We start from the raw sequence: 21,775 nt of genomic DNA on the forward strand, positions 1-21,775 counted from the left end.
GAATGGCAGACGCGCTCGACTCAAAATCGAGTGGGAAACCGTGGAGGTTCGAGTCCTCTCGCCGGTATATATAACGGGATGTAGCTCAGCTTGGTAGAGCACCTGGTTTGGGACCAGGGGGTCGCATGTTCAAATCGTGTCATCCCGATTGTTGTTATGCGGGTGTAGTTCAATGGTAGAACTTTAGCCTTCCAAGCTAATAGCGTGGGTTCGATTCCCATCACCCGCTTATATATTGAAAAAGAAAGAGACGGTACTCACCGTCTCTTTCTTTTTTTCTGCATTCACAGGCATATTGACCATGATTGTATACAAAGACCACGGATTATTTGGCTGAATATCATGTACCAGCATGTATCCCATCCTCACGATATATTTCCCTCTCTTTTAAGTCTGTCCTTAGTCATTGTGGAAGTGTTCAAATAGAGAAGGTCTAACACATGTTCGAACACAAGAATATCTTTTCTTTATCACAATTTATAAAAACGCTTACAAAAATAGCTTGCGTAAATCATTAACCTGTAATACCATATCAATTAAGCGCTTAACCTTTAGGGGTAAGGCGCTTAAACTTAACTTAGATTAAGCGCTTAACCCGTAAAGGAAAGGACGGCGATCAATTCATGAATACAATTCGACTAACGATGGCTCAGGCACTGCTTCGATACCTGGATCAGCAATATATCTCGGTTGACGGGGTGGAAACCAAGTTTGTGAAGGGAATCATCGGTATTTTTGGACATGGCAATGTAACAGGCATTGGAGAAGCGCTGGAGCGCAGTCCGGGAAGCCTGACGTATATGCAAGGCAAGAACGAACAAGGCATGGTGCATACGGCAGCGGCTTATGCCAAGCAGAAGAACCGTAGACAGATCTATGCATGTACTACATCCATTGGACCTGGTGCTTTGAATATGATTACGGCGGCAGCTACTGCAACGGTGAACCGAATTCCGGTTTTATTGCTTCCTGGAGACAACTTTGCTACACGGGAACCGGACCCGGTACTTCAGCAGTTGGAAGTGAGCAGTGATTATACAATCTCAGCCACTGATCCATTCAAAGCCGTCAGTAAATACTGGGATCGCATCGTTCGTCCTGAACAGTTGATGATTGCTGTTACACAGGCCATGCGTGTGCTAACCGATCCAGCAGAGACGGGAGCAGTAACGCTCGCACTGCCGCAGGATGTGCAGGCAGAGGCGTACGATTACCCGGAATCGTTCTTTGCCCGCAAAGTACATTATTTGGATCGTCGCCCCCCAGTACAGGCAGCCATTGAACGGGCAACGGAGCAGATTGCCCGTGGCAGAAAGCCGCTGCTCGTTGCAGGCGGCGGTGTGTTGTATTCTGAGGCATCCGCCCAGCTCGTGGAATTCGCCGAGGCATTTGGTATTCCGATCGCCGAGACGCAGGCGGGCAAGAGCGCAATCTCTTGGGACCACCCACTAAATGTGGGGGCCATCGGGGTTACAGGTTCTCTAGCAGCCAATAGGCTGGCGAGAGAAGCAGACGTTGTGATCGGCGTCGGTACGCGGTTCTCGGATTTTACGACGGCGTCCCGCTCTGCTTTTCAACATCCGGAAGCTTCATTCATCAACATCAACTTGAACAGCATGGATGCCGCCAAGTTAGGCGGGGAAGCCATTCTGGCAGATGCACGCGAAGGATTGCAGGCTTTGCAGAAGGAATTGCAGGAAAGACAATACCGAAGTGCATATGGTGCATCCGAAATCGCTGATCTCCGCGCTGAGTGGAATGCAGAAGTGGATCGGCTGTATGTAGCTCAACATGAATCAGGGCTGGCACAGACTACAGCAGTTGGCATCGTTAACCGGACCATTGATCCATCTTCCGTTATTGTGTGTGCGGCGGGCAGTCTGCCAGGCGATCTGCATCGTCTGTGGCGTGCGTCTGAACCAAAGACGTATCACATGGAGTATGGGTTCTCCTGTATGGGGTACGAGGTAAGTGGAGCGTTCGGAGCAGCACTTGCCGAGCCGGATCGTGAAGTGTACGCGATGGTCGGTGATGGCAGTTATCTGATGCTGCATTCGGAGTTTGTGACCAGTTTGCAGGAACAGAAGAAGATGACTATTTTATTATTCAACAACAATGGATTCCAATGTATTCATAATTTGCAGCGGGAACATGGTAGTGACGGGTTTGGCAATGAGTTCCGTTATCGGGAATCCGAGAGTGGACGACTGACCGGGGATTACATGCCAATGGACTTTGCTACACACGCCCGAAGCATGGGAGCCAAATCCTATAGAGCGGAGACAGCAGAACAGCTGGAACAAGCACTCCGAGATGCGAAGAACGAAACAGTGAGTACGTTGATTGAGATTCCGGTCGTGCCTGGAACCAACGCAGGTGGATACGAGTCATGGTGGAATGTGGGTGTACCTGAGGTATCTGCCGAAGAAAAGGTAGTTCATGCTCATCACACCATGCAAGCCAACCGTGCCAAAGCAAGACCGATTTAATCCGGTTTAATATAGTGAACCACAATGTTGAACGACAAAGGAGACGTGGGGCAATGAGCAAGCTGCCATTCCAGCTTGGGATTCATCCGATCAATTGGGTCGGTGAAGATGTGAAGGAGCATGGTGATGCGACAACGTGTGCACAGATTCTGGATGACATTCAGCGTCTTGGGCTGACGGGTACAGAGATGGGACGTAAATATCCTACCGATCCTGCTATATTGCGTGAGGAATTGAGCAAAAGGAATATCAAGCTGGTCTCCCAGTGGAAATCCGTACTTTTCTCCGACCCGGCATATCGTCAATCGGAGCTGGACAGTTATCGCAGACATGCGGAGTTTCTGCAATCCATGGGCAGTAAGGTAATCAGTACGGCGGAGGTAGGCGGGTCACTTCATTTTGATCCAAGACGAACTCCGAATGAAAAAGAAGTGCTCAGACTCAGCGAATCTGAATGGCATATTCTTGCTGAAGGGTTGAACGAAGCAGGTGCTATTGCTCGCGAACATGGGTTGAAGCTTACGTACCATCATCATGGAGGCACAGTGGTAGAGCAACCGGATGAGATTGATCGATTGATGGAGCTGACAGACCTTTCTCTCGTGTACCTTCTCTATGATACTGGTCATGCCTATTATGGCGGAGCCGATCCACTTGAACTGCTACGCAAACATTATGATCGGATCGCCTATATCCATCTGAAAGATATCCGCCCGCATGTGCTGGATGAAGCACGCGCGGAGCAATCTGACTTTGTTGGCTGTATTCGTAGAGGAGTGTTCACTGTACCAGGCGATGGATGCATTGATTTTGCACCAATTCTGCAAGAACTGATCACACGAGGGTACGATGGCTGGGCGATGCTTGAAGGAGAGCAGGACCCTGCGATTCATAACCCGTACGAGTATGCCAAACGCTCCTTGAACTATATGGAGTCCTTATACCAACACAGCTGATTTGTTCAGCATTGCAGCGGTCAGAGGCCAAACCCATGAAGTGAAAAGGAAGAAGGCCAGCAAGAGTATAACGTTACGATTGGAAAATAAAAATGACTTACTCTAGCCGTTTACGAGTTCTTACGATGGAATGAGTAACTAGTCTAGATATCCATATACAACATGGAAAATCCCACTACAGAAAGGGGCTCACATGCAATGACTTACGTATCCTTTCCGGTATCCAGGAAGAAGGATTTCACCGCGATTGGCCGCTTGTGCATCGACTTGAACGCCAATGAGATCAATCGCCCGATGGAAGAGACGATGACGTTTACGAAGTATGTAGGTGGCTCTCCGGCCAATATTACGATTGGCATGTCCAGACTGGGTATGAAGACGGCTTTTATCGGTAAGATCGCGGGTGACCAGATGGGCAGATTCATCCAGAGTTATTTGGAGAAGAACGGCATCGACACATCAAATGTAGTTACAGATGACACTGGAGCGGTGACAGGGCTTGCTTTTACCGAAATCAAAAGCCCAACGGATTGCAGTATCCTGATGTACCGGGACAATGTAGCGGATTTGTTATTACAGGCGCAAGAGGTACAAGAGCAGTTGATTGCTGACTCCAAAGTGCTGTTAATCTCAGGCACAGCCCTCGCGCAGAGCCCATCCCGTGAAGCCGTATTACAGGCACTAACGTATGCAAAAAAACATGGCACAGTTATTGTGTTTGATCTGGACTATCGCCCATACACATGGACATCGGACGAAGAGACAGCGGTCTATTACAACCTCGCAGCCGAGAAATGCGATATCATCCTCGGCACACGTGAAGAGTTTGACATGATGGAGACATTCGACCACAATCCGGATCATAGCGATCAAGTAACTGCACAGAAATGGTTTGATTTCTCAGCGAATATTGTAGTAATCAAACACGGGAAGGAAGGATCCATTGCTTATACGCGTGAAGGGCTTTCCCATCGTGCGGACAGCTATCCGGCAAAAGTGGTCAAAACGTTCGGCGCAGGCGATTCCTATGCGGCTGGGTTCCTGTATGGATTGATGCAGGGCTGGACAATTGAGCGCAGTATGGCGTATGGCAGTGGCGCAGCAAGTATCGTCATTTCGAGCCACAGCTGTTCGGATGCGATGCCAACGGTGGAACAGGTGAATGACTACATCGAACGTTGCAATCGGGGCGAGATTACCGTGTCTTGAAGCTCGTTGCAATACTTTGAATAACACACTCATACAGATCTATAACAATGAACATGTTGAACATAAGGGATCACACATAAGCGAAGGGAGACAGGGCTATGGGAAAAGGAATTTCTGAAGCGTCTGCAACAGCGACAATGGTACAAAACTGGATCGGAGGTGCCTGGGTAACCCCAGCGTCAACTCGCACGGAGCCAGTGGTGAATCCGGCTACAGAAGAGGTTATTGCACATGTGCCATTGTCCGAACAAGCGGATGTGGATCTGGCGGTTCAGACAGCACAAGAAGCGTTCAAATCCTGGAGCAGCACACCGGTTCCGCGCCGTGCACGTATTCTGTTCCGCTACCAGCAGTTGCTGGTTGAACATTGGGAAGAGCTCGCTCGCCTAGTGACACTGGAGAACGGTAAAAGTTATGCCGAAGCGTACGGCGAGGTATTACGTGGCATTGAATGCGTCGAGTTCGCGGCAGGTGCCCCGAATCTGATGATGGGCAAACAACTGCCTGATATCGCGACAGGACTGGAGTCGGGCATGTACCGCTACCCAATCGGCGTAATTGGGGGGATTACCCCGTTCAACTTCCCGATGATGGTGCCGTGCTGGATGTTCCCGCTGGCTATTGCGTGTGGTAACACCTTTGTCCTGAAGCCGTCCGAGCGCACACCGCTGCTGGCAGGCCGCCTGGCAGAGCTGTTCAAGGAAGCGGGGCTTCCTGACGGCGTGCTCAACATCGTTCACGGTGCGCATGATGTCGTGAACGGGTTGCTGGAACATAAGGATGTTCAAGCGATTTCCTTTGTCGGATCACAACCTGTGGCTGAATACGTCTACACTACTGCATCCAAGCATGGCAAACGGGTACAGGCACTCGCGGGTGCCAAAAACCACTCCATCGTTATGCCGGACGCCGATCTGGATCTAACCGTGAAAGAGATTACCAGTGCAGCTTTTGGTTCAGCAGGGGAACGTTGCATGGCATGTGCGGTTGTTGTGGCTGTGGGTGATGTGGCTGACGAACTGGTACAAAAGCTGGTGGAAGCGGCAGACCGCATTACCATTGGTAACGGCATGGATGAGGGCGTGTTCCTCGGTCCTGTCATCCGTGGACCACATAAAGAGCGTACACTCAGTTACATTGAAGCCGGAGAGCAGGAAGGCGCGGCATTGATTCGGGATGGACGTAAGGATCAGGCGACAGGTGAATCCGGTTATTTTGTAGGGCCTACGGTATTCGACCAAGTTGATAGCAATATGAAAATCTGGCAGGATGAGATCTTTGCTCCGGTACTCTCGGTGGCAAGAGTGTCTACGCTGGAGGAAGCCGTTGAGCTGGCGAACCGTTCCGATTTTGCCAACGGGGCGTGTCTGTTCACCCGCAGCGGAGCGAGTATGCGTCAATTCCGTGAAACGATTGATGCGGGCATGTTGGGTATTAACCTGGGCGTACCTGCGCCAATGGCATTTTTCCCGTTTTCCGGTTGGAAAAAGTCCTTCTATGGTGATCTACATGCCAATGGTACGGATGGTGTTGAATTCTACACTCGCAAGAAGATGGTAACGGCGCGCTGGTAACAACCAGAGCATCACTCGGGCTAAGGGGAACGCCCAGCCCATATGGACGCACATAGGGAGGATAACGGAATGGGCAAGGACAAAGTGAGAATTGGCATCATCGGTGCTGGACGGATCGGCAAAATTCATGCAGACAATCTCCTGCGTAACCCGCATGCCGAGATTGTGGGAATCAGTGACTTATTTGCAGGTCCTGAATTGGAGGCTTGGGCCTCCAGTCGTGGCATCCCTGTTGTAACAACGAACAGCAGCGAGTTGATCTCGATGCCTAATGTAGACGCGGTGCTGATCTGTTCTTCAACAGATACACATGTGCCGTTGATCGAACAGGCCGCCCAGGCGGGCAAACATATCTTCTGCGAGAAGCCGGTCAGCATGGATCTGGCACAGACCCAAGCGGCGGTAGCGGCAGTTCAGAAGGCTGGCGTGAAGCTGCAAATTGGATTTAACCGCCGCTTCGATCACAATTTCAGACGGATACGTGCGCATGTGCAGGATGGTACGATTGGTGATCCACATATTATCAAAATTACGTCTCGCGACCCGAGTCCGCCTCCTGCGGAGTACATCCGGGTGTCTGGCGGGATCTTCATGGACATGATGATCCACGATTTTGACATGGCCCGTTATCTGTCCGGGAGTGAAGTGGAAGAAGTGTACGCTCAGGGCAACGTGCTGATCAATCCGGTTTTTGCGGAACATGGTGACGTGGATACAGCGATTGTAACGATGACTTTTGCCAATGGAGCGATTGGTGTTATTGATAACAGCCGTCAGGCAGTATACGGATACGATCAGCGTGTTGAAGTATTTGGCTCGAAGGGCAGCGCCGCAACGGCGAATGATCATCCAAATACGGCTGAGATCAGTACAGCGGCCGGGCTTATGCGCGACAAACCGTTACACTTTTTCCTGGAACGCTACAATGAAGCATATGTACAGGAGACAGTCCTCTTTATCGATGCAATCATTCATGATACACCGGTTATCGTTGATGGCCACGATGCAGTACAGGCAGAACGAATTGCACTGGCAGCAAAAATGTCCATGGAGCGGGGAAGACCTGTGAAGCTGAGTGAAGTTCCTGGGATGTCACTGGAATCGCAAACGGCAACGCCATAGTGGATGATTAAAGTCACTTTTTTCTAATAGAGCGTAAGAATGGTCCAAGTTTTTGTTTTTTATAAGTATCAGGTTGTTGTGGACGATTACAGAAAGGAGTGGATGACAAGATGTCAGAACGTATTGTGAAACCCGTGGTCAACCCGGAGGGAGACGGTACACTTATAAACGTAACACCGGAGTCGGCGGGGTGGGAATATGTTGGCTTTCAGGTAGCGAAGCTGGCGGAGGGGGAGACGCTAACCCGTGAGAGCGGTGATCAAGAACTCTGTGTGGTGCTTCTCAGTGGTTTCGCCAATGTAAGTACCCGGGAGCACACATGGGATAATATCGGAAAAAGAATGAGTGTTTTCGAGAAAATTCCGCCGTATTCGGTCTACGTCTCAACTTCCGATCAAGTGCAGATCACAGCACGTACCGAACTGGAAATCGCTATATGTGTTGCACCCGGTAAAGGCACGTACCCGGCTCGTCTCATTGCACCCGAAGATGTAGGGGTAGAGGCACGAGGATATGGCAATCTGGAACGCCAGATTCACAACATTTTGCCGGAACAGAAGGAAGCGGACAGTCTGCTCGTTGTTGAGGTATTCACACCAGATGGGCATTGGTCCAGTTACCCGCCACATAAGCATGATCGGGACGCACTCCCGGATGAATCTTTGCTGGAAGAAACGTATTATTTCCGTGTACAGCCTGAGCAGGGGTTTGCCATTCAGCGTATATACACGGATGATCGTTCTGTGGACGAGACGCTAGCAGTGAAAAACGGTGAAGTGGTGCTTGTTCCGGACGGATATCATCCGGTAGGTGCTCCTCCGGGGTATGAGGTCTACTATCTGAACGTGATGGCTGGACCAACCCGGACCTGGAAATTCCATAACGATCCTGACCATGAGTGGTTGATGAAAAAGTAAAACAGTTCATGCTACACACATTGTGCTGGCTTCAAGTTGCGTATGCAGACTTCCCCCTGCATAATGAGAAGAGAACAATTATCTATGTATAACGAAATTTATATATAGCACAAATGGGGAACAACAATGAAAGCAACCATATACGATATAGCACGCGAGGCGGGTGTATCCATTGCAACCGTCTCGCAGGTCATTAATGGCAAAGGCAAGATCAGCGAGAAGCGGCGCGCTGAGATTATGGAGATCATGGAACGCCTTCACTATCAACCCAGCGCGATCGCAGCTGCACTTACAGGGAAGCAGACGTATACATTGGGGCTGCTCGTACCGGACATCTCAAACCCGTATTTCGCAGAACTCGCCAGAGCCGTGGAGGATCGAAGCCGTCAATTGGGCTACAGCGTGGTCATCTGCAGTACGGATAATAAGGACGAGCGGGTAGAGCGTTACCTGAATCTGCTTCAGCAAAAAAGGGTCGATGGCATGATGATCGGAACCGGGATCGATAATGCCGAAATTTTGTCACCACTTTTGCAGCAGTCCATCCCTGTCGCATTGATTGCACGTCATATGCCATCCCTGTCGGTTCATACAGTCACCATTGATGACATTCTCGGTGGAGCACTCGCAGCGGAGCATCTGCTTGAACTTGGGCACACCCGTGTAGCGGTTCTGTCGGAACCGTCCAAAGTCAGCAGCAGTCAGGAACGTGTACGTGGATTCCGTGAAACCCTGATTAAGGCAGGTCATACGCTGGAACCGAATCAGATCCGAGAATCGGCAGCTGACCTGAGCTCGGCCAAAAAAGAGGCGCTATTGCTGCTCGGTGAGAAGGATCACCCAACAGGTTTGTTCTGTTGTAATGACATTCAGGCCATTGGTGCACTTCAGGCAGCCAAAGAGCTGGGCCTAAGCGTGCCAGAGGATGTGTCGATTATCGGGTTTGATAATACCATTCTGGCTTCGGTAACCAGTCCACCGCTTACGACCGTTGCCCAGCCAATTGAAGAACTGGGACATCGCGCTGTAGATCTGTTGATTGAAGAGTTAAAGGATGAACAAAAAGAGCCACAGAAGATTGTGCTGAAACCTGAGCTGGTTATCCGAGAATCAGCAGGCCGTGTATTGGGCTGAAAACAAATAGTTTTCGGTGTACGCTGAACAGACGTGAAGCCAAGTCTACGTGTGTATATTCATGCTCGGGATAAGGGTTATCGTCTTACCTGTTCTGAATAGGTAATAAAACAATATAACAAAGTAACAAACAAGCCGCGCTCACCCTATGGGAGAACGCGGCTTGTTCATTTAAATGTTCCAATTTTAGTGTAGCCCAAAAACGTCATCGTAATTGAGGGACCAGAGATAAGAAATGACATTGGAACAGAAGGAGTGAGATGTTATACTGGGATATATCAATAATTACCAATTTATATGTTTTATGTAGATCTAGAGAGGGGATTGGGATGAGTAGACAAATCAAGATGATTATGGGTATCGTCATGATTATTGTTTTTTTAGCTATTGCAGTGCGTATGTATACCTCTGGTCAATATACTAAGTATATCCCCAGCAAACACACGACGTTTCGAGCAGAGGTCACAGATCATATGACGATGCTGGATACATTGGATCGACTGACGATTAGGAAAATCTCCGACAATGAACCGTATAATGAAGATGATGAAGTGACGATTACAGATCCCAATAAGATTAGAGATATGCTGAAGCTATTAAAGGATGTTGATCTTAAAAGAGTACGGGAATTCGACGTTTCCGAAAGGAATCCGCATTACTATGAGTGGCGACTTACCATTAATAAAGAAGGTCGCTTTACCGATGGATTTGGACTGACGTTTTATAATGAAAAGTCCATCTCAATCTACAGCGAGGCAAAAACAAGAGACAAATTTCAGGACTACGAGATTACCAATGAGTTTAATCTGAATGAGATGGACCGCCTTTTTGAAAAGCTGAAGGAGGAGCAAACATGACCATCATAACCAACTATTATGTACGCCCTATTGAAGAACAGGATATCCCCTTTCTGTGGGAGATGTTATACGCATCCCTGCATAGAAGAGAAGGTGATGAACCTTTTCCAATCGAAAGTATTCATACTCCCGGACTGTCCAAATACGTTGAAGACTGGGGAAGAGAAGGGGATTTCGGGTATGTTGCAGTTGACCAGCAGGGCAAGAGACTAGGTTCAATAACATTAAGATTCTATACGGATCAGAATGCGGGATACGGTTATGTGAATGCAGCTACGCCAGAGATGGGGATGGCTGTAACGGAAGATGCACGTGGAAAAGGAGTAGGTACCTTACTGCTTCAGACCGCATTAGATGAGGTTGAACGTCGGGGAATTGCAGCAGTCTCGCTCAGTGTTGACCCGGATAACCAAGCGATTCGCTTATATAAGCGGTTAGGATTTGTGGAGGAGTCCCTAAATGGTACATCAGTAACGATGGTGCGTGTAAGTAAACTTGAATCTTAAATGATGAGCGTTCGGATCACTGGCAAAACTGAGTAAACCACGTGGAACTGCAAAAGAAGAGGCGTTTCCTCATGGGAACGCCTCTTTCTGTGTGCCATGTACAGCATCGGTATCTCTCTTATTATACTAAGTCCGTAGCACTTTAATATTATTTCAACAAAAATGCCAAAGCCTCGTCATACGTTTCCCATTGGAATTCAGTCTGGTGCGCCGATTCTTTGGAAATCCGATTCAATTGCATTTTGGCGATTGCACCACCTACCGCTACACTGGCTCGTTTCATACCCCAATGTGTCAGTAATTTCTGGTGTTCCACAATTTTTTCTTTGGTGTCTTGAGGGAAAGCCTTCATGTTCCGCATATCTACTAGCACATCAAACGAATTTCCCAATTGTTCCGCTATTCTCTGGATTTCTGTATTCGTTTGTTCGACATGTTCAGGAGAAACAATACCTTCCCAGATAATTTCAATAATAGGTTTAGTTGAATCCAAACGTCTAACAGACATGTAGGCAACTCCTCGATAATAAAATAAATATGTAATATATGAGACTATAAGCCTATTAATTATACCTTTTTATAACGAGAATGAAAACTAAATTCATAATTAAGTGGTTCTTATGGACTACTTATTCCTAGGGAAGTTAAATTCAGGGATTGTTATCATATCTTCATTGGAAGGAAGGTTAAATAGCTAAAAGCCGCCCAGAGAATGAACTCCAGACGGCCTCTATAACTGTAACATGATAAATTGAAAATCCTACGTAAATTAGAAGCCAATCTTCAAACTGTTACCTTCCGTTGCTACACCTTTGGAAAGGGAAATGCTCAGCTTTTGTTCTGCCGAGAAGCCTAGTGTTTCCCCATCATGCAGTGTGACGTCGTTCTCAACCACATACGTTGTGGTCATGAACATCATCTCAAATACATCGCTTAAGGATTCAGACGATTGCATAATCTCCATCTCTTCTTTTCCAAAGTTACGTAGTCCGTAAGTGTAAGCTGAAGCGCCTTCGGCATTTTGGAATAATCCGATGAAAATCCAGAGCGAGACTGGCAACTCATCATGTTTGATCCCACGGCTGGTTTCGACATACTGACTGGCTTCAACAACAAGTGGGGCCATGTATATGGCCAGCGCGTGATCCAACTGTAACAAGGCACTTGCTGTTTGAGTGAACAGAACATGTCCCTCAATTGCATCTGTTGCGTTCAGAACAGAGACAATAATCTGAGACTGGTGCCGTGAGGTAACTTGTTCCGCTTCTCGCCAAAGGATGTTTAACTTGGCATTCTCCTCAACTTCACGGTCAGGCACAGGCGCAGCAATGTGAGCACATACCACCTGCATCCCCTTCACTTCGAAAAAGAGATTGCCCTCCTCTGGGCGTTCTTCAATCTCGATATCCCATTCGTTCTTCATGTTCCTGATGAAGAGGTCAAAATCACAATCGTCACGCTCCAGCAGGACAAAACCCACGATGGTTTCACTGTAATTCGTCGATTCGACAGCACCACCTGCAGGTACTTTCTCCTTTTTGCGCCGCCGAAGCTTGTCAAACAATCCCATGACATGTTCTCCTTCCAATTCCAGAACGATTCTGGTCATTGTACACTGCTATCTATTCACTACCTTACCATAAAGGAGTTAACATGAATCTAAGCAATGCACCATTCGACAGAAATTACAGGAACAGAACTAGCAACAACGCAATGATCGCAGGCAAACCTTGTTTGATAATGATCGACCGTGAAGAAGTTGCTCCTCCATAAAGAGCCGCAATAATCACACACGCCAGGAAGAAAATCTGAATATGCTGTCCAACGGCAGCATCCGGATATACGAGTCCCCAGATCAGACCTGCCGCAAGAAATCCATTGTAAAGACCTTGATTGGCCGCGAGAGATTTGGTGGATTTGGCGAATTCCGGCGTGAGATTAAAGGTTTTCATTGTGCGTGGACGAGTCCACATAAACATCTCCATCACCATGATATAGAAGTGTTCGACAGCTACAAGAGCTACAAAAATGATACTAATCAAAGGAAACACCTTGCTTTCTGATATGTAATTTATTTACTTGTCCATCCTAGTATAAATGTTTGCAACAAGAACGGAAAGAGCAAATATAATTTGTAACAATTTAATTGCGTATTATTAAAATTATTTATCGTTTTCCAGTTGAGTTATGATGTTGAAATTAAAAAATGGTTACAAAGGTAAGCATACGCCGATTGTCGACAATCCATTCATTGGGTAATAATGAACAATAAAGAAGTGATATTGCTCAGGAAAGGGAGGAGATTACTATGGGAACGGTTCAATTTGTCTTGTTGGCTGATGATCCATCCACATTTGTGACCCGAGTTGTACCTTTTATCGACATTGAGCTTGCAGGAATTCCGGGTGACCGTCATTATGGTCTACTTCGTCCGGCGGACTCACGTCAGAAAATCTACAAGCGCGGTACACCGATTGCGAATCGCCGCCAGATCAGTATTGTTTCCGAGGAAGAATGTGCTCTTATTGCTGAGAAAATGAACATTCCTGAAGTGCGTCCAGAGTGGCTTGGTGCCAATATACTGGTTCGTGGCATTGATCGATTGACGGAACTGCCTGCTGGAACGCGGCTCCTATTTCCAAACGGGACAGGGTTAATATGCGAAGGGGAGAACCTTCCCTGTGTACATCCGGGAAAAATGATTGAACAATTCTATGAACAGGACGGTTTGCGCAAAAAATTCGTGCCTGCGGCTCGCAAAAAACGTGGGATTGTATGCTCGGTTGAACGGGAAGGTGTAATTCACACGGGGGATACCATAGAAGTCATTCACCTGTCCTGATTTTCAGGACAGGTTTCTAATTGATCCGCCCTCGGCGCTCACCATGCGGATGTCTAGAGTGTAAGTATTCCTTGGTGTATTGCTCATCTCACATTATTTAGGTTCTCTGAACAACAATGCCCGCACAGCAAAGCGGGGTAAAACGAGTTGCCTGCGCCATCTCGAAGGTTGACTGAGGAGGCGATAGAGCCATTCCAGGTTAAGCTTCTGCCATATCGCAGGGGCACGTTTGGTTTTGCCGGCCACGATATCGAGACTGCCTCCAACACCTATGGCTACACGAGCGTTCAACTGGTGGCGATACTTGTTAATCCAGTGTTCCGCATGGGGGGCGCCAAGAGCCACGATAAGAAAGTCTGGTTGAGCAAGAAAAATCTCTTCCACAATCTGTTGTTCCTCATCTGCCTGGAAGTAACCATGGTGTCTGCCTTTTAAGATAACTCCGGGGTAACGCTGTGCAATGACCTTTATTGCCTGTTCACTGACGCTTTCCTCTGCTCCCAGCATGTAGAATGACCAGTGTTTTCGATCACCTTCCTCCAATAAACGAAATAGCAGATCACAACCGGTTACCCGTTCAGTCAATTGTCCGCCGCGGAAACGGGATACCATCACAATGCCAGCACCGTCAGCCGTGACCAACCCGGCTTGATCGACAACCTTGCGAAGAGAGGCATTCTTTTGACAGGACATAACAATCTCGGGATTACCTGTGATGACATGGAAGAGTTCATTGCTTTCCTGATCTACGACTTTATCAAGGATCGCAACGGTTTGATCCATCGTGACATTGGGAAAAGGGATACCCATAATATTGGTTGATTGGCTCATATCTCATTTCCTTTCTTAATTAGTCGCATTACCTTGAACAGACCTGTTATTTCATTCCAGTTTAGTATATCTGATCTTCTGGGAAAGCACTATATAGGCGCAATCCGTTGGGATCATGGTATAACATTCCCAAAAACATAAAGAGCTTATATTTTACCTGTTGTCGCGTTTTTACAATACGGCCTTTGGGGTATAACGATAGGATAGGGGTGCGAGGTTGGCAGATCGCTTATCCAATACATAAAGGGAGTGAGTCCATGGAACTGAAATATGAATTCTATATCAATGCAGGACTGGAAGAGGTGTGGAATGCTCTAATATCACCAGACGGCACACGGAATAGTTTTTTCGGCAGCGAACTCCGCACCAATTTCCAACCAGGTCAGCCGTTTGCTTATGTAGGACCGGGCAATGATGGTGCGGAGACTGTCCATGTGTATGGAGATATATTAGAATTTGAACCGTTGTCCAGACTTAGTTATCAGGAGCATCCTGGTCCGTCGTACCATGCGAATCATGCCGAGCTTCAATCCAGAGTGGTCTTCCAGTTGGAAACTGTAGGTGAGTGTACGAAGCTGACGCTGATCAATGATCAATTTACAGATAACCATCCTTCCGTTGCGAATGCACAGAGCAGCTGGTGGATGATTCTAAGCAGCATCAAAACTTGGGTGGAGACGGGGAAAACACTGAATTTTGGCTGGTAGCTGGGAAGAGGTAGTCATTTAAGATTTATTTTCATAAAAAATAAAGGCATTTAATATAAGAACCAGTGCTGTTTCAGCGCTGGTTCTTGTTTTTATACAAAATTAAGACCATTGCTCTACACTTAATGTCTGATAATGTCGAAATATATAACATATGAGCTAAGAGGAGAAATGAGCATGTTTCGTAAACATAATGATTCGACCAAACACCTTCGTACAGATACTCATCAGAGATTATTGGAGTATAGTCGTAAACTGGTAGCAAACGCAGAAAAGGGCGACTATGACGCATGGATCGAAGATGGCATTGAGTTTCAGGATACCGATGAAATAGCTAGTAATATCAAAAAAGCAGTACATATGATGAAAGCTCAGAACGAAGACGTGGAAATGCGCCTTAGAATGCTGAATCAGGCGATGAACGTGGGATTATGGGAATCTGAAATTGTTGCTGGTGATCCACTGGATAACAATAATATCGTCGCATTTTCGAATGAATTCCGCCAAATGTTAGGCTTCCATAATGCCAAGGATTATCCCGATTCATTTGCAAGCTGGGCCAAATCGATATATCCGGATGACAGACCCCACCTGGTGCAGGAGATTATGAAACATGTGAATGACACAAAAGCAACAACTGCCTATAACGTCATCAGCCGTATGATTACAAAAAGTGGAGAAATCCGCTGGTTCCGATGCCTTGGACAAGTCATCCGAAATCAGGCTGGAGTTCCGGTCAAACTCCTGGGCATCATGTTTGATATTCATGAGGAGAAGAGCAAGTCTGATGAGCTGGAAGCACTCGTCACCCGATATGATCTGGTTAACCGCGCCTTGGTGGAGGCTCCGTGGGATATGACCGTTGTGGCTGGAGATGTAGTTAATCCGAACAATGAATTTTGGTGGTCACCCCAGTTCCGTAAAGAGTTAGGGTTTAAAGACGAGCAGGATTTCCCGAATGTGTTCAGCAGCTGGAGCAGCCGACTTCATCCGGAAGACCATGATCGGACGATCAACGAATTTGCCAGACATATGAACGATTACAGTGGTCGTACACCGTACGATCTGGATTATCGTCTGCAGCGCAAAGACGGGGAGTATCGGTGGTATCACGCGGGTGGGGAGACCATTCGGGATCAGGATGGAGTACCACTCCGTGTAGCTGGAACCATTCGAGATGTTACCCATGAGAAGAATAAGGAACAGATCGTGGAAGCCATGAATCTGAAAACAAAACAATTGTCGGAGTCCATTGGCGAGATGGTACGTGGAATCAACTCGATTACCGATCAGGCACAGGATCTGGTGACTGCGCAGGAATTATCTGCCGATGCAGCCATTCAAGTGAAAAGCAGTGCAGATGATACGAAGAATATCACTGTGTTTATTCGAGAGATTGCGAGTCAGACCAATCTGCTCGGGTTGAATGCAGCCATTGAAGCTGCACGAGCGGGAGAGCTGGGACTGGGATTTGGCGTCGTTGCAGGTGAAGTGCGGAAACTGGCTGATCACAGTTCGGAGGCCACAGTAAATATCGAAGATAGCATGCAGAAAATGAAAACACTGATTGATCAGATTCTTGAGCACATCGGTAATATGTCCACGTTAACGCAAAATCAAGCTGCTCTGACACAACAGGTGAATGCTTCAATGGATGAGATCAACACCATGTCACAGGATCTGGTTAATTACTCGAGGAATCTATAATCTCGAAGCCGTTTGTTATAACATCACAATCATTGGCAACAACATCAACAAAAAACCACCGGGAAGCATTTCTGCTCCCGGTGGTTTTTTGTATTTCTATTTCTATTTTATAGCTAAGATATATAGCTTCAGTTCAGTTATTGAATTAAACTTGTTGAACTTTGATCAGGTTTGTATTACCGGATTGACCGATTGGAACACCAGCGGACAACACAATGATATCACCTTTTTCAATGTAACCTGTTTTGATTGCGTTACGCGTAGCAGACTCGAACATTTCATCCGTTGTGGTTACTTTGTCGCCCATAACCGGAATAACACCGGAGAGCAGGCAGATTTTCGCCAATACTTCTTCATGTTGTGTAACTGCGATGATTGGTGCTTTTGGACGATACTTGGAGATCATACGTGCTGTGAATCCACTCTCAGTTGAAGTGATGATTGCTTTTGCATTCAGTACGAGGGAAGAACTTACAGCGCCCTGACTGATAACTTCAGTAATATCAGCGATCTGTTGAGCCGATTTTTGTGCGAATTGCTCTTTGTAATCGATCATCGTTTCAGCACGGCGAGCAACAGCAGCCATCGTGCGCACGGATTGTACCGGATATTTACCAGCAGCTGATTCACCGGACAACATCACAACGTCAGCACCTTGAAGTACAGCATTGGCCACGTCACTAACTTCGGAACGAGTAGGGCGTGGGTTCACTTGCATGGACTCCAGCATGTGTGTAGCTACGATAACTGGTTTACCAGCGCGGTTACATTTATCGATCATTTCTTTTTGCATCATTGGTACGTCTTCGATCGGAACTTCAACCCCGAGATCTCCACGAGCTACCATGATGCCGTCAGATGCTTCAATAATATCGTCCAGGTTGGTCATACCTTCCTGGTTTTCGATTTTGGAGATGATCTGAACGTGGTCTACACCGCGTTCTTTCAAAATGCTGCGGATTTCACGGATGTCATCACCTTTACGAACAAAGGATGCTGCGATAATTTCGATATCGTTTTCGATCCCAAATCCGATGTGCATAACGTCACGCTCGGTTACACCTGGCAATGTCGTTTTGATTCCTGGCAAGTTAACCCCTTTGCGTGGTTTCAGAATGCCGCCACTGATGATTTTACAATGGATATCGGATCCTTCTACAGACAGTACAGTCAGATCCACAAGGCCATCATCGATGAGGATACGATCGCCAGGTTTCACAACGAGGTTCAGTTCCGGATAGTTTACCGAGATACGCTCAGCGTCACCAAGAATTTCTTCGGTAGTCAGGATCAGCTCTTTACCCGCTTGCAGATGGCAGGATGCTTCTTTCAGTTTACCGATACGTACTTCCGGCCCTTTGATGTCCATCATGATCGGTATATAGGTGTTCAGTTCGGAAGCTGCTTTGCGGATATTATTAATCCGTGTAACGTGATCTTCCAGTTCGCCATGAGCCATGTTCAGACGGGCAACGGTCATACCTTCCTGAATCATTACTTTTAACAATTCGATTGAGTCACAAGCAGGTCCCATGGTACAAATAATTTTTGTTTTTAACATGCTAATTTCCTCCTCATATTTAAGCTTATATGTGTATTGTAGCGTTTTCTGTCGAATCAGGGTATGAACTATAGTACAATGATTAGAGTATAGTCCGATAATGAGGTGTGTTATGGTCACTCCACTTGAAGTACGACATATTAATGGTGTCGGTTGGTACGAAGAAGCTGTGCAATCTCAAGAAACTTGGCGGCTTAGCTTGGTTACTTATGGAAAATGTGTATATTGGGTGAACGGTGATAAACAGATCATGGAAAAGGGGGAATTGCTCCTCATTCCAGGTGGTACCCCATATTACGGCAAGAGTATTCCTACAGTAACGCACACACAGATTGTAATTCAATTGCAACGCGACCATACCGAAACTCTGCCTGCACTGGAACGGTATGAGGCTTTGCGGCATAAACCTGGATGTTACGAACTGATCCATCAACGCATGAGCGCTATTTATCAACAATGGCAGGAGCGTCCGTCTTATTATGTCATGATGAGCCAAGCCTTATTGATGGAAGTGTTGATTTATATGAACAGGGAGCTTGATCGTGGAGTTATCCCGCCGGAGAGGCATAATCATGTTGAACGGATGAAGCGATATATTGAGCGGCATTATCGGGAGAAAGTGACGAAGGAAGAACTCGGGGACGAGATCAATAAAACTCCCAATTATGCTGCCGCATTATTCAAAAGCATGACAAATCAGACCATCAGTCAATATGTCCATGATCAACGGATGAAACGGGCCATATATCTGCTCACCGAGTCACAACTCTCCATCCAGGAAATTGCCGAATTTCTCGGCTACCGGGATCTGTCTTATTTTTACCGCATATTCAAACGTATAACCGGAAGTCCACCGTCAGACCTTCTTCATGAACGGCCACCTATAGCATGAAACGCGTAGTCCAACCAAAATAAAGTTCTTCTATATAAGTAGGTTTAATTCAATGAGTACAAAAAAAGAGGGCCTATGCCCTCTTTTGCTGTATAGCAGATTCATCATCCCACCTGTTACATCTATAAATGTCGTTATACATGACTGCTTGGGTTAGAAGCTGTGAGTGGCTGCTTGCCTTTTTTTTGTGTCTGCCCAAGACGAAGAGCAAAGACATGTACAGTCCAATACGCGGCCTCAGCAAACAAAATGCCTCCAGCGATGTCCAGCAAGGAATGCTGTTTTACAAACACCGTCGAAGCAATGATCAACCACAGCCATACCGACCAAGAAATCCGTGCCAAAGGCCTAAAGTTCAAGTGTCTGTTAATCACAATAAACAGCAAATAGCTGGTCAGAACGTGAACACTTGGGAAACAGTTGAAGGGCGCATCATTGGTATAGATAAACTGTACTAACACGCTGCTCAGATCAGTTCCGCCGACCTCCGGGCGCGGGACATGGGTAGGGAACACCGCAAAACAGACATTGGCAGCCATGACACCAACATTATAGGTAATCAACGTACGCCAGAATAGTGACTTGTTCGTCAGACCCAAATAGAGAAATCCAAGATACAGAATGGGCATCCAGCTAATGTACGGATAAATAAATTCTTTGAGAAAAGGAATCTGTGTGTCAATCCAAGCATAATTGTAGAAGACATCACTTCCGGTGTTGCTGCCTAGAAATACGTAAATGGAGCCTTGGAGCGGTATGCACAGAATAGCCAGTAAATGCCCCCAGCGCTGAAAGAATGCTTTCATAGTATCCCCCTGTTTTCATTATGCATTGTGAGTCTATCGTTATGGGTACTTCATAGATATAAGACGCTGAAGAGTCGCCACACCCCTGCAACTTTGAACTCTTGTAATACTATAATGGACAGATAAAGGTATAAGCCATACCTGATTTTAGGGGAAAAGAGGTTAGGATAAGTCTCTTTTTTGTTACTTTTATAATTTTATCCATAATAGGGATATTCAATATTCGGATGATGTGATACAACTATATTGGCATATAAGTTCTTATGACAACGGAAAACATAAATGAAACGAGGTAGGCAAATGTATGATTAATCCGCAAGCCAAGCCAAAACATTCCTTTTCCGAGCGGAAACCTGTACTCACCGTTGTGATTATTGAGCTGCTTCTCCTGTTAGCCGTATTTGCAGCAGGGGCCATTGCAACGATAAAACAACTCGACTACACTTCCCCTGTACTCATTTCCTTTACACCCATCGCCATTGTTCTGATGATCTATCTGACGTTAAGGCGCAAGTGGAGAGAGACTGGCTTCCGATCTTTGCGAAGTATCCCAGCTGGCCATGCAAAGTATTATATTCCACTACTCCTTGTACTGGGTACACTTGCCCTGAAAGGATTTGGGGAGCTGAGCTTGTCACGGGTAGCCTTTTTCATCTTTTTTACCTTGCTCGTAGCTTTTGTTGAGGAAACGATCTATCGGGGGCTTATCTTCAAGACCTTGCTTCAAAAAAGTGCAGTGGCCGCAGTTGTGACCTCCAGCATCTTGTTTTCCATTACACATCTATTGAACGCATTGTCTGGTCAGGATATGACGGATACGATCATACAATTGATCTATGCGCTGCTCCTGGGAGCTGTACTGGCGTTATTGATGCTGAAGAACGGAAATATCGTACCGCTTATATTGTTTCATTTCATACATAATCTGATTCAATTTCTAGGGAATGATCTGGAGGACACAGGTACACTCCCTTACGATCTGTTTATACTGGCAGTACTGATTGCTTACTGTGCATGGTTAGTGTGGAGCATTCGAACAAATTCGTCCATTCCATCCAAAGGGAGTGAGCAAGCGAATACGGTTGTTCATTAAGGGTATTGCGGGTATTGCTTGAAAGTAGTTATCATACAGTTTCCCGTCAGCAGTTGGATCATGGTATACTTCAGTCTGACGGGAAGACAGATATGTTCATGATACGAGGTCTGCCTATCCGTACATTAGGTTTAGACAGTAGGTGATATAGTGGAGAAGACAGCACAAGGTGTAGCGGAATGGATGGTACAGGAGATTAAATTCACAGGAACACTTCATCAGGAAGTTGCCATAGAATATGTGAAGACCCATTTTGGCGAAGAGTTTGTTTTTGTGAACGAGAACGGCAATACATCATTGTCCAAGGAAGTGAAGAAGGCTTTCCGAAAGCTTCATCGTGGGCAGATCGCCTGGGATCGGGATGCATTTATGTGGGCATGGACATAGTGTGTTATACTGGAGTAAGATGATTCATTGGTTGTGTTGGATATGCATGTCAGAATATTATATAAAAAATGTATAAGATGGATTAGATCTGCATATCCTTTCATAAGACCGTACGCAAGCGACCAGGCACATAAGCGTGATAAACCCTGGCCCCACGCGTGTTAATAACATGTATTTCCAAAGCT

At 46.5% G+C, this 21,775-nt stretch carries 22 protein-coding genes and 2 tRNA genes; 17 read left to right on the forward strand and 7 right to left on the reverse strand.

Features of this window, described 5'->3' with window-relative positions; genetic code table 11:
* The first annotated feature begins 74 nt into the window (after positions 1-74).
* Positions 75-148: transfer RNA gene (locus tag AC1DE7_RS31025), tRNA-Pro, on the forward strand.
* A 10-nt stretch (positions 149-158) separates the two neighbouring features.
* Positions 159-229: transfer RNA gene (locus AC1DE7_RS31030), tRNA-Gly, on the forward strand.
* On the opposite strand, the gene AC1DE7_RS31035 is transcribed toward AC1DE7_RS31030, so the two are convergent.
* A complete protein-coding gene (locus tag AC1DE7_RS31035) occupies positions 229-354 on the reverse strand; it encodes a hypothetical protein (protein WP_282319685.1) in 126 nt (41 codons plus the stop codon). The two genes, AC1DE7_RS31030 and AC1DE7_RS31035, sit on opposite strands and share 1 nt — an antisense overlap.
* Positions 355-623: 269 nt before the next feature.
* Here AC1DE7_RS31035 and iolD point away from each other — a divergent pair, with 269 nt between their 5' ends.
* From iolD to AC1DE7_RS31080, 9 genes are all read left to right on the forward strand, one after another.
* On the forward strand, positions 624-2,489 hold the full coding sequence (gene iolD, locus AC1DE7_RS31040; protein ID WP_477535834.1) for a 3D-(3,5/4)-trihydroxycyclohexane-1,2-dione acylhydrolase (decyclizing): 1,866 nt from the start codon (positions 624-626) through the stop codon (positions 2,487-2,489).
* 53 nt (positions 2,490-2,542) lie between these two features.
* Positions 2,543-3,445 (forward strand): myo-inosose-2 dehydratase, encoded by a 903-nt coding sequence (gene iolE, locus AC1DE7_RS31045; RefSeq protein ID WP_477535835.1) that lies wholly within the window; start codon positions 2,543-2,545, stop codon positions 3,443-3,445.
* A gap of 198 nt (positions 3,446-3,643) precedes the next feature.
* On the forward strand, positions 3,644-4,654 hold the full coding sequence (gene iolC / locus AC1DE7_RS31050; protein ID WP_036671941.1) for a 5-dehydro-2-deoxygluconokinase: 1,011 nt from the start codon (positions 3,644-3,646) through the stop codon (positions 4,652-4,654).
* A gap of 98 nt (positions 4,655-4,752) precedes the next feature.
* Entirely contained in the window at positions 4,753-6,228 is a 1,476-nt protein-coding gene (locus tag AC1DE7_RS31055; protein ID WP_244898267.1) for a CoA-acylating methylmalonate-semialdehyde dehydrogenase, read from the forward strand.
* A 69-nt stretch (positions 6,229-6,297) separates the two neighbouring features.
* Entirely contained in the window at positions 6,298-7,350 is a 1,053-nt protein-coding gene (gene iolG, locus AC1DE7_RS31060; protein ID WP_477535836.1) for an inositol 2-dehydrogenase, read from the forward strand.
* A gap of 110 nt (positions 7,351-7,460) precedes the next feature.
* Positions 7,461-8,267, forward strand: coding sequence for a 5-deoxy-glucuronate isomerase (iolB, locus tag AC1DE7_RS31065; protein WP_074093115.1), 807 nt, complete (start codon positions 7,461-7,463; stop codon positions 8,265-8,267).
* A 126-nt stretch (positions 8,268-8,393) separates the two neighbouring features.
* Entirely contained in the window at positions 8,394-9,401 is a 1,008-nt protein-coding gene (locus AC1DE7_RS31070) for a LacI family DNA-binding transcriptional regulator (protein ID WP_477535837.1), read from the forward strand.
* Between the two features lie 329 nt (positions 9,402-9,730).
* Entirely contained in the window at positions 9,731-10,258 is a 528-nt protein-coding gene (locus tag AC1DE7_RS31075; protein ID WP_282319678.1) for a hypothetical protein, read from the forward strand.
* The gene (locus AC1DE7_RS31080; RefSeq protein WP_051449808.1) at positions 10,255-10,764 is read left to right on the forward strand and encodes a GNAT family N-acetyltransferase; all 510 of its coding nucleotides are present in this window, start codon (positions 10,255-10,257) and stop codon (positions 10,762-10,764) included. Before AC1DE7_RS31075 ends, AC1DE7_RS31080 begins: the two co-directional genes overlap by 4 nt.
* 148 nt (positions 10,765-10,912) lie before the next feature.
* Here AC1DE7_RS31080 and AC1DE7_RS31085 read toward each other — a convergent pair whose 3' ends face one another.
* From AC1DE7_RS31085 to AC1DE7_RS31095, 3 genes are all read right to left on the reverse strand, one after another.
* Complete coding sequence (locus tag AC1DE7_RS31085) at positions 10,913-11,272, reverse strand: hypothetical protein (protein ID WP_076254902.1); 360 nt, start codon at positions 11,270-11,272, stop codon at positions 10,913-10,915.
* 261 nt (positions 11,273-11,533) lie between these two features.
* The gene (locus AC1DE7_RS31090; RefSeq protein WP_477535838.1) at positions 11,534-12,373 is read right to left on the reverse strand and encodes a DUF4261 domain-containing protein; all 840 of its coding nucleotides are present in this window, start codon (positions 12,371-12,373) and stop codon (positions 11,534-11,536) included.
* A 76-nt stretch (positions 12,374-12,449) separates the two neighbouring features.
* Positions 12,450-12,806 carry a DUF1304 domain-containing protein gene (locus tag AC1DE7_RS31095; RefSeq protein ID WP_036608019.1) on the reverse strand — a complete coding sequence of 119 codons (357 nt, stop codon included), beginning with the start codon at positions 12,804-12,806 and terminating at the stop codon, positions 12,450-12,452.
* Between the two features lie 266 nt (positions 12,807-13,072).
* Between AC1DE7_RS31095 and AC1DE7_RS31100 the strand changes: the two genes are divergently transcribed.
* Complete coding sequence (locus tag AC1DE7_RS31100) at positions 13,073-13,606, forward strand: MOSC domain-containing protein (RefSeq protein ID WP_307540572.1); 534 nt, start codon at positions 13,073-13,075, stop codon at positions 13,604-13,606.
* Positions 13,607-13,699: 93 nt separating this feature from the next.
* Here the strand turns inward: AC1DE7_RS31100 and AC1DE7_RS31105 are convergent, their stop codons facing one another.
* The gene (locus AC1DE7_RS31105) at positions 13,700-14,437 is read right to left on the reverse strand and encodes a WecB/TagA/CpsF family glycosyltransferase (protein ID WP_477535839.1); all 738 of its coding nucleotides are present in this window, start codon (positions 14,435-14,437) and stop codon (positions 13,700-13,702) included.
* Positions 14,438-14,694: 257 nt separating this feature from the next.
* Here AC1DE7_RS31105 and AC1DE7_RS31110 point away from each other — a divergent pair, with 257 nt between their 5' ends.
* Positions 14,695-15,144: an SRPBCC family protein gene (locus tag AC1DE7_RS31110; protein WP_282319669.1), complete on the forward strand. Its 450-nt coding sequence runs from the start codon at positions 14,695-14,697 to the stop codon at positions 15,142-15,144.
* A gap of 177 nt (positions 15,145-15,321) precedes the next feature.
* Positions 15,322-16,851, forward strand: a complete 1,530-nt coding sequence (locus AC1DE7_RS31115) for a methyl-accepting chemotaxis protein (RefSeq protein ID WP_477535840.1) — start codon at positions 15,322-15,324, stop codon at positions 16,849-16,851.
* 145 nt (positions 16,852-16,996) lie between these two features.
* Here AC1DE7_RS31115 and pyk read toward each other — a convergent pair whose 3' ends face one another.
* Entirely contained in the window at positions 16,997-18,412 is a 1,416-nt protein-coding gene (gene pyk, locus AC1DE7_RS31120; RefSeq protein ID WP_036607968.1) for a pyruvate kinase, read from the reverse strand.
* A 112-nt stretch (positions 18,413-18,524) separates the two neighbouring features.
* Between pyk and AC1DE7_RS31125 the strand changes: the two genes are divergently transcribed.
* Entirely contained in the window at positions 18,525-19,304 is a 780-nt protein-coding gene (locus AC1DE7_RS31125; protein ID WP_036607966.1) for a helix-turn-helix transcriptional regulator, read from the forward strand.
* 134 nt (positions 19,305-19,438) lie between these two features.
* On the opposite strand, the gene AC1DE7_RS31130 is transcribed toward AC1DE7_RS31125, so the two are convergent.
* Complete coding sequence (locus tag AC1DE7_RS31130) at positions 19,439-20,110, reverse strand: phosphatase PAP2 family protein (protein WP_477535841.1); 672 nt, start codon at positions 20,108-20,110, stop codon at positions 19,439-19,441.
* 304 nt (positions 20,111-20,414) lie between these two features.
* On the opposite strand from AC1DE7_RS31130, the gene AC1DE7_RS31135 reads away from it, so the two are divergent.
* Positions 20,415-21,203, forward strand: coding sequence for a CPBP family intramembrane glutamic endopeptidase (locus AC1DE7_RS31135; RefSeq protein WP_315371172.1), 789 nt, complete (start codon positions 20,415-20,417; stop codon positions 21,201-21,203).
* Positions 21,204-21,353: 150 nt separating this feature from the next.
* Positions 21,354-21,590: a DUF6953 family protein gene (locus AC1DE7_RS31140; protein ID WP_477535842.1), complete on the forward strand. Its 237-nt coding sequence runs from the start codon at positions 21,354-21,356 to the stop codon at positions 21,588-21,590.
* Positions 21,591-21,775 lie beyond the last annotated feature (185 nt).

It is taken from the genome of Paenibacillus sp. 10L310, assembly GCF_056395745.1.

What these genes read in the sequence shown, in the direction of transcription:
- iolC (WP_036671941.1), top strand. Translation starts at nt 3,644, where the DNA reads ATGACTTACGTATCCTTTCCGGTATCCAGGAAGAAGGATTTCACCGCG.
- AC1DE7_RS31100 (WP_307540572.1), top strand. Translation starts at nt 13,073, where the DNA reads ATGGGAACGGTTCAATTTGTCTTGTTGGCTGATGATCCATCCACATTT.
- AC1DE7_RS31105 (WP_477535839.1), bottom strand. Translation starts at nt 14,437, where the DNA reads ATGAGCCAATCAACCAATATTATGGGTATCCCTTTTCCCAATGTCACG.
- AC1DE7_RS31055 (WP_244898267.1), top strand. Translation starts at nt 4,753, where the DNA reads ATGGGAAAAGGAATTTCTGAAGCGTCTGCAACAGCGACAATGGTACAA.
- AC1DE7_RS31035 (WP_282319685.1), bottom strand. Translation starts at nt 354, where the DNA reads ATGCTGGTACATGATATTCAGCCAAATAATCCGTGGTCTTTGTATACA.
- AC1DE7_RS31115 (WP_477535840.1), top strand. Translation starts at nt 15,322, where the DNA reads ATGTTTCGTAAACATAATGATTCGACCAAACACCTTCGTACAGATACT.
- AC1DE7_RS31075 (WP_282319678.1), top strand. Translation starts at nt 9,731, where the DNA reads ATGAGTAGACAAATCAAGATGATTATGGGTATCGTCATGATTATTGTT.
- iolE (WP_477535835.1), top strand. Translation starts at nt 2,543, where the DNA reads ATGAGCAAGCTGCCATTCCAGCTTGGGATTCATCCGATCAATTGGGTC.
- iolG (WP_477535836.1), top strand. Translation starts at nt 6,298, where the DNA reads ATGGGCAAGGACAAAGTGAGAATTGGCATCATCGGTGCTGGACGGATC.
- AC1DE7_RS31130 (WP_477535841.1), bottom strand. Translation starts at nt 20,110, where the DNA reads ATGAAAGCATTCTTTCAGCGCTGGGGGCATTTACTGGCTATTCTGTGC.
- AC1DE7_RS31125 (WP_036607966.1), top strand. Translation starts at nt 18,525, where the DNA reads ATGGTCACTCCACTTGAAGTACGACATATTAATGGTGTCGGTTGGTAC.
- AC1DE7_RS31070 (WP_477535837.1), top strand. Translation starts at nt 8,394, where the DNA reads ATGAAAGCAACCATATACGATATAGCACGCGAGGCGGGTGTATCCATT.
- iolD (WP_477535834.1), top strand. Translation starts at nt 624, where the DNA reads ATGAATACAATTCGACTAACGATGGCTCAGGCACTGCTTCGATACCTG.
- AC1DE7_RS31110 (WP_282319669.1), top strand. Translation starts at nt 14,695, where the DNA reads ATGGAACTGAAATATGAATTCTATATCAATGCAGGACTGGAAGAGGTG.
- AC1DE7_RS31085 (WP_076254902.1), bottom strand. Translation starts at nt 11,272, where the DNA reads ATGTCTGTTAGACGTTTGGATTCAACTAAACCTATTATTGAAATTATC.
- AC1DE7_RS31080 (WP_051449808.1), top strand. Translation starts at nt 10,255, where the DNA reads ATGACCATCATAACCAACTATTATGTACGCCCTATTGAAGAACAGGAT.
- AC1DE7_RS31090 (WP_477535838.1), bottom strand. Translation starts at nt 12,373, where the DNA reads ATGACCAGAATCGTTCTGGAATTGGAAGGAGAACATGTCATGGGATTG.
- pyk (WP_036607968.1), bottom strand. Translation starts at nt 18,412, where the DNA reads ATGTTAAAAACAAAAATTATTTGTACCATGGGACCTGCTTGTGACTCA.
- AC1DE7_RS31135 (WP_315371172.1), top strand. Translation starts at nt 20,415, where the DNA reads ATGATTAATCCGCAAGCCAAGCCAAAACATTCCTTTTCCGAGCGGAAA.
- iolB (WP_074093115.1), top strand. Translation starts at nt 7,461, where the DNA reads ATGTCAGAACGTATTGTGAAACCCGTGGTCAACCCGGAGGGAGACGGT.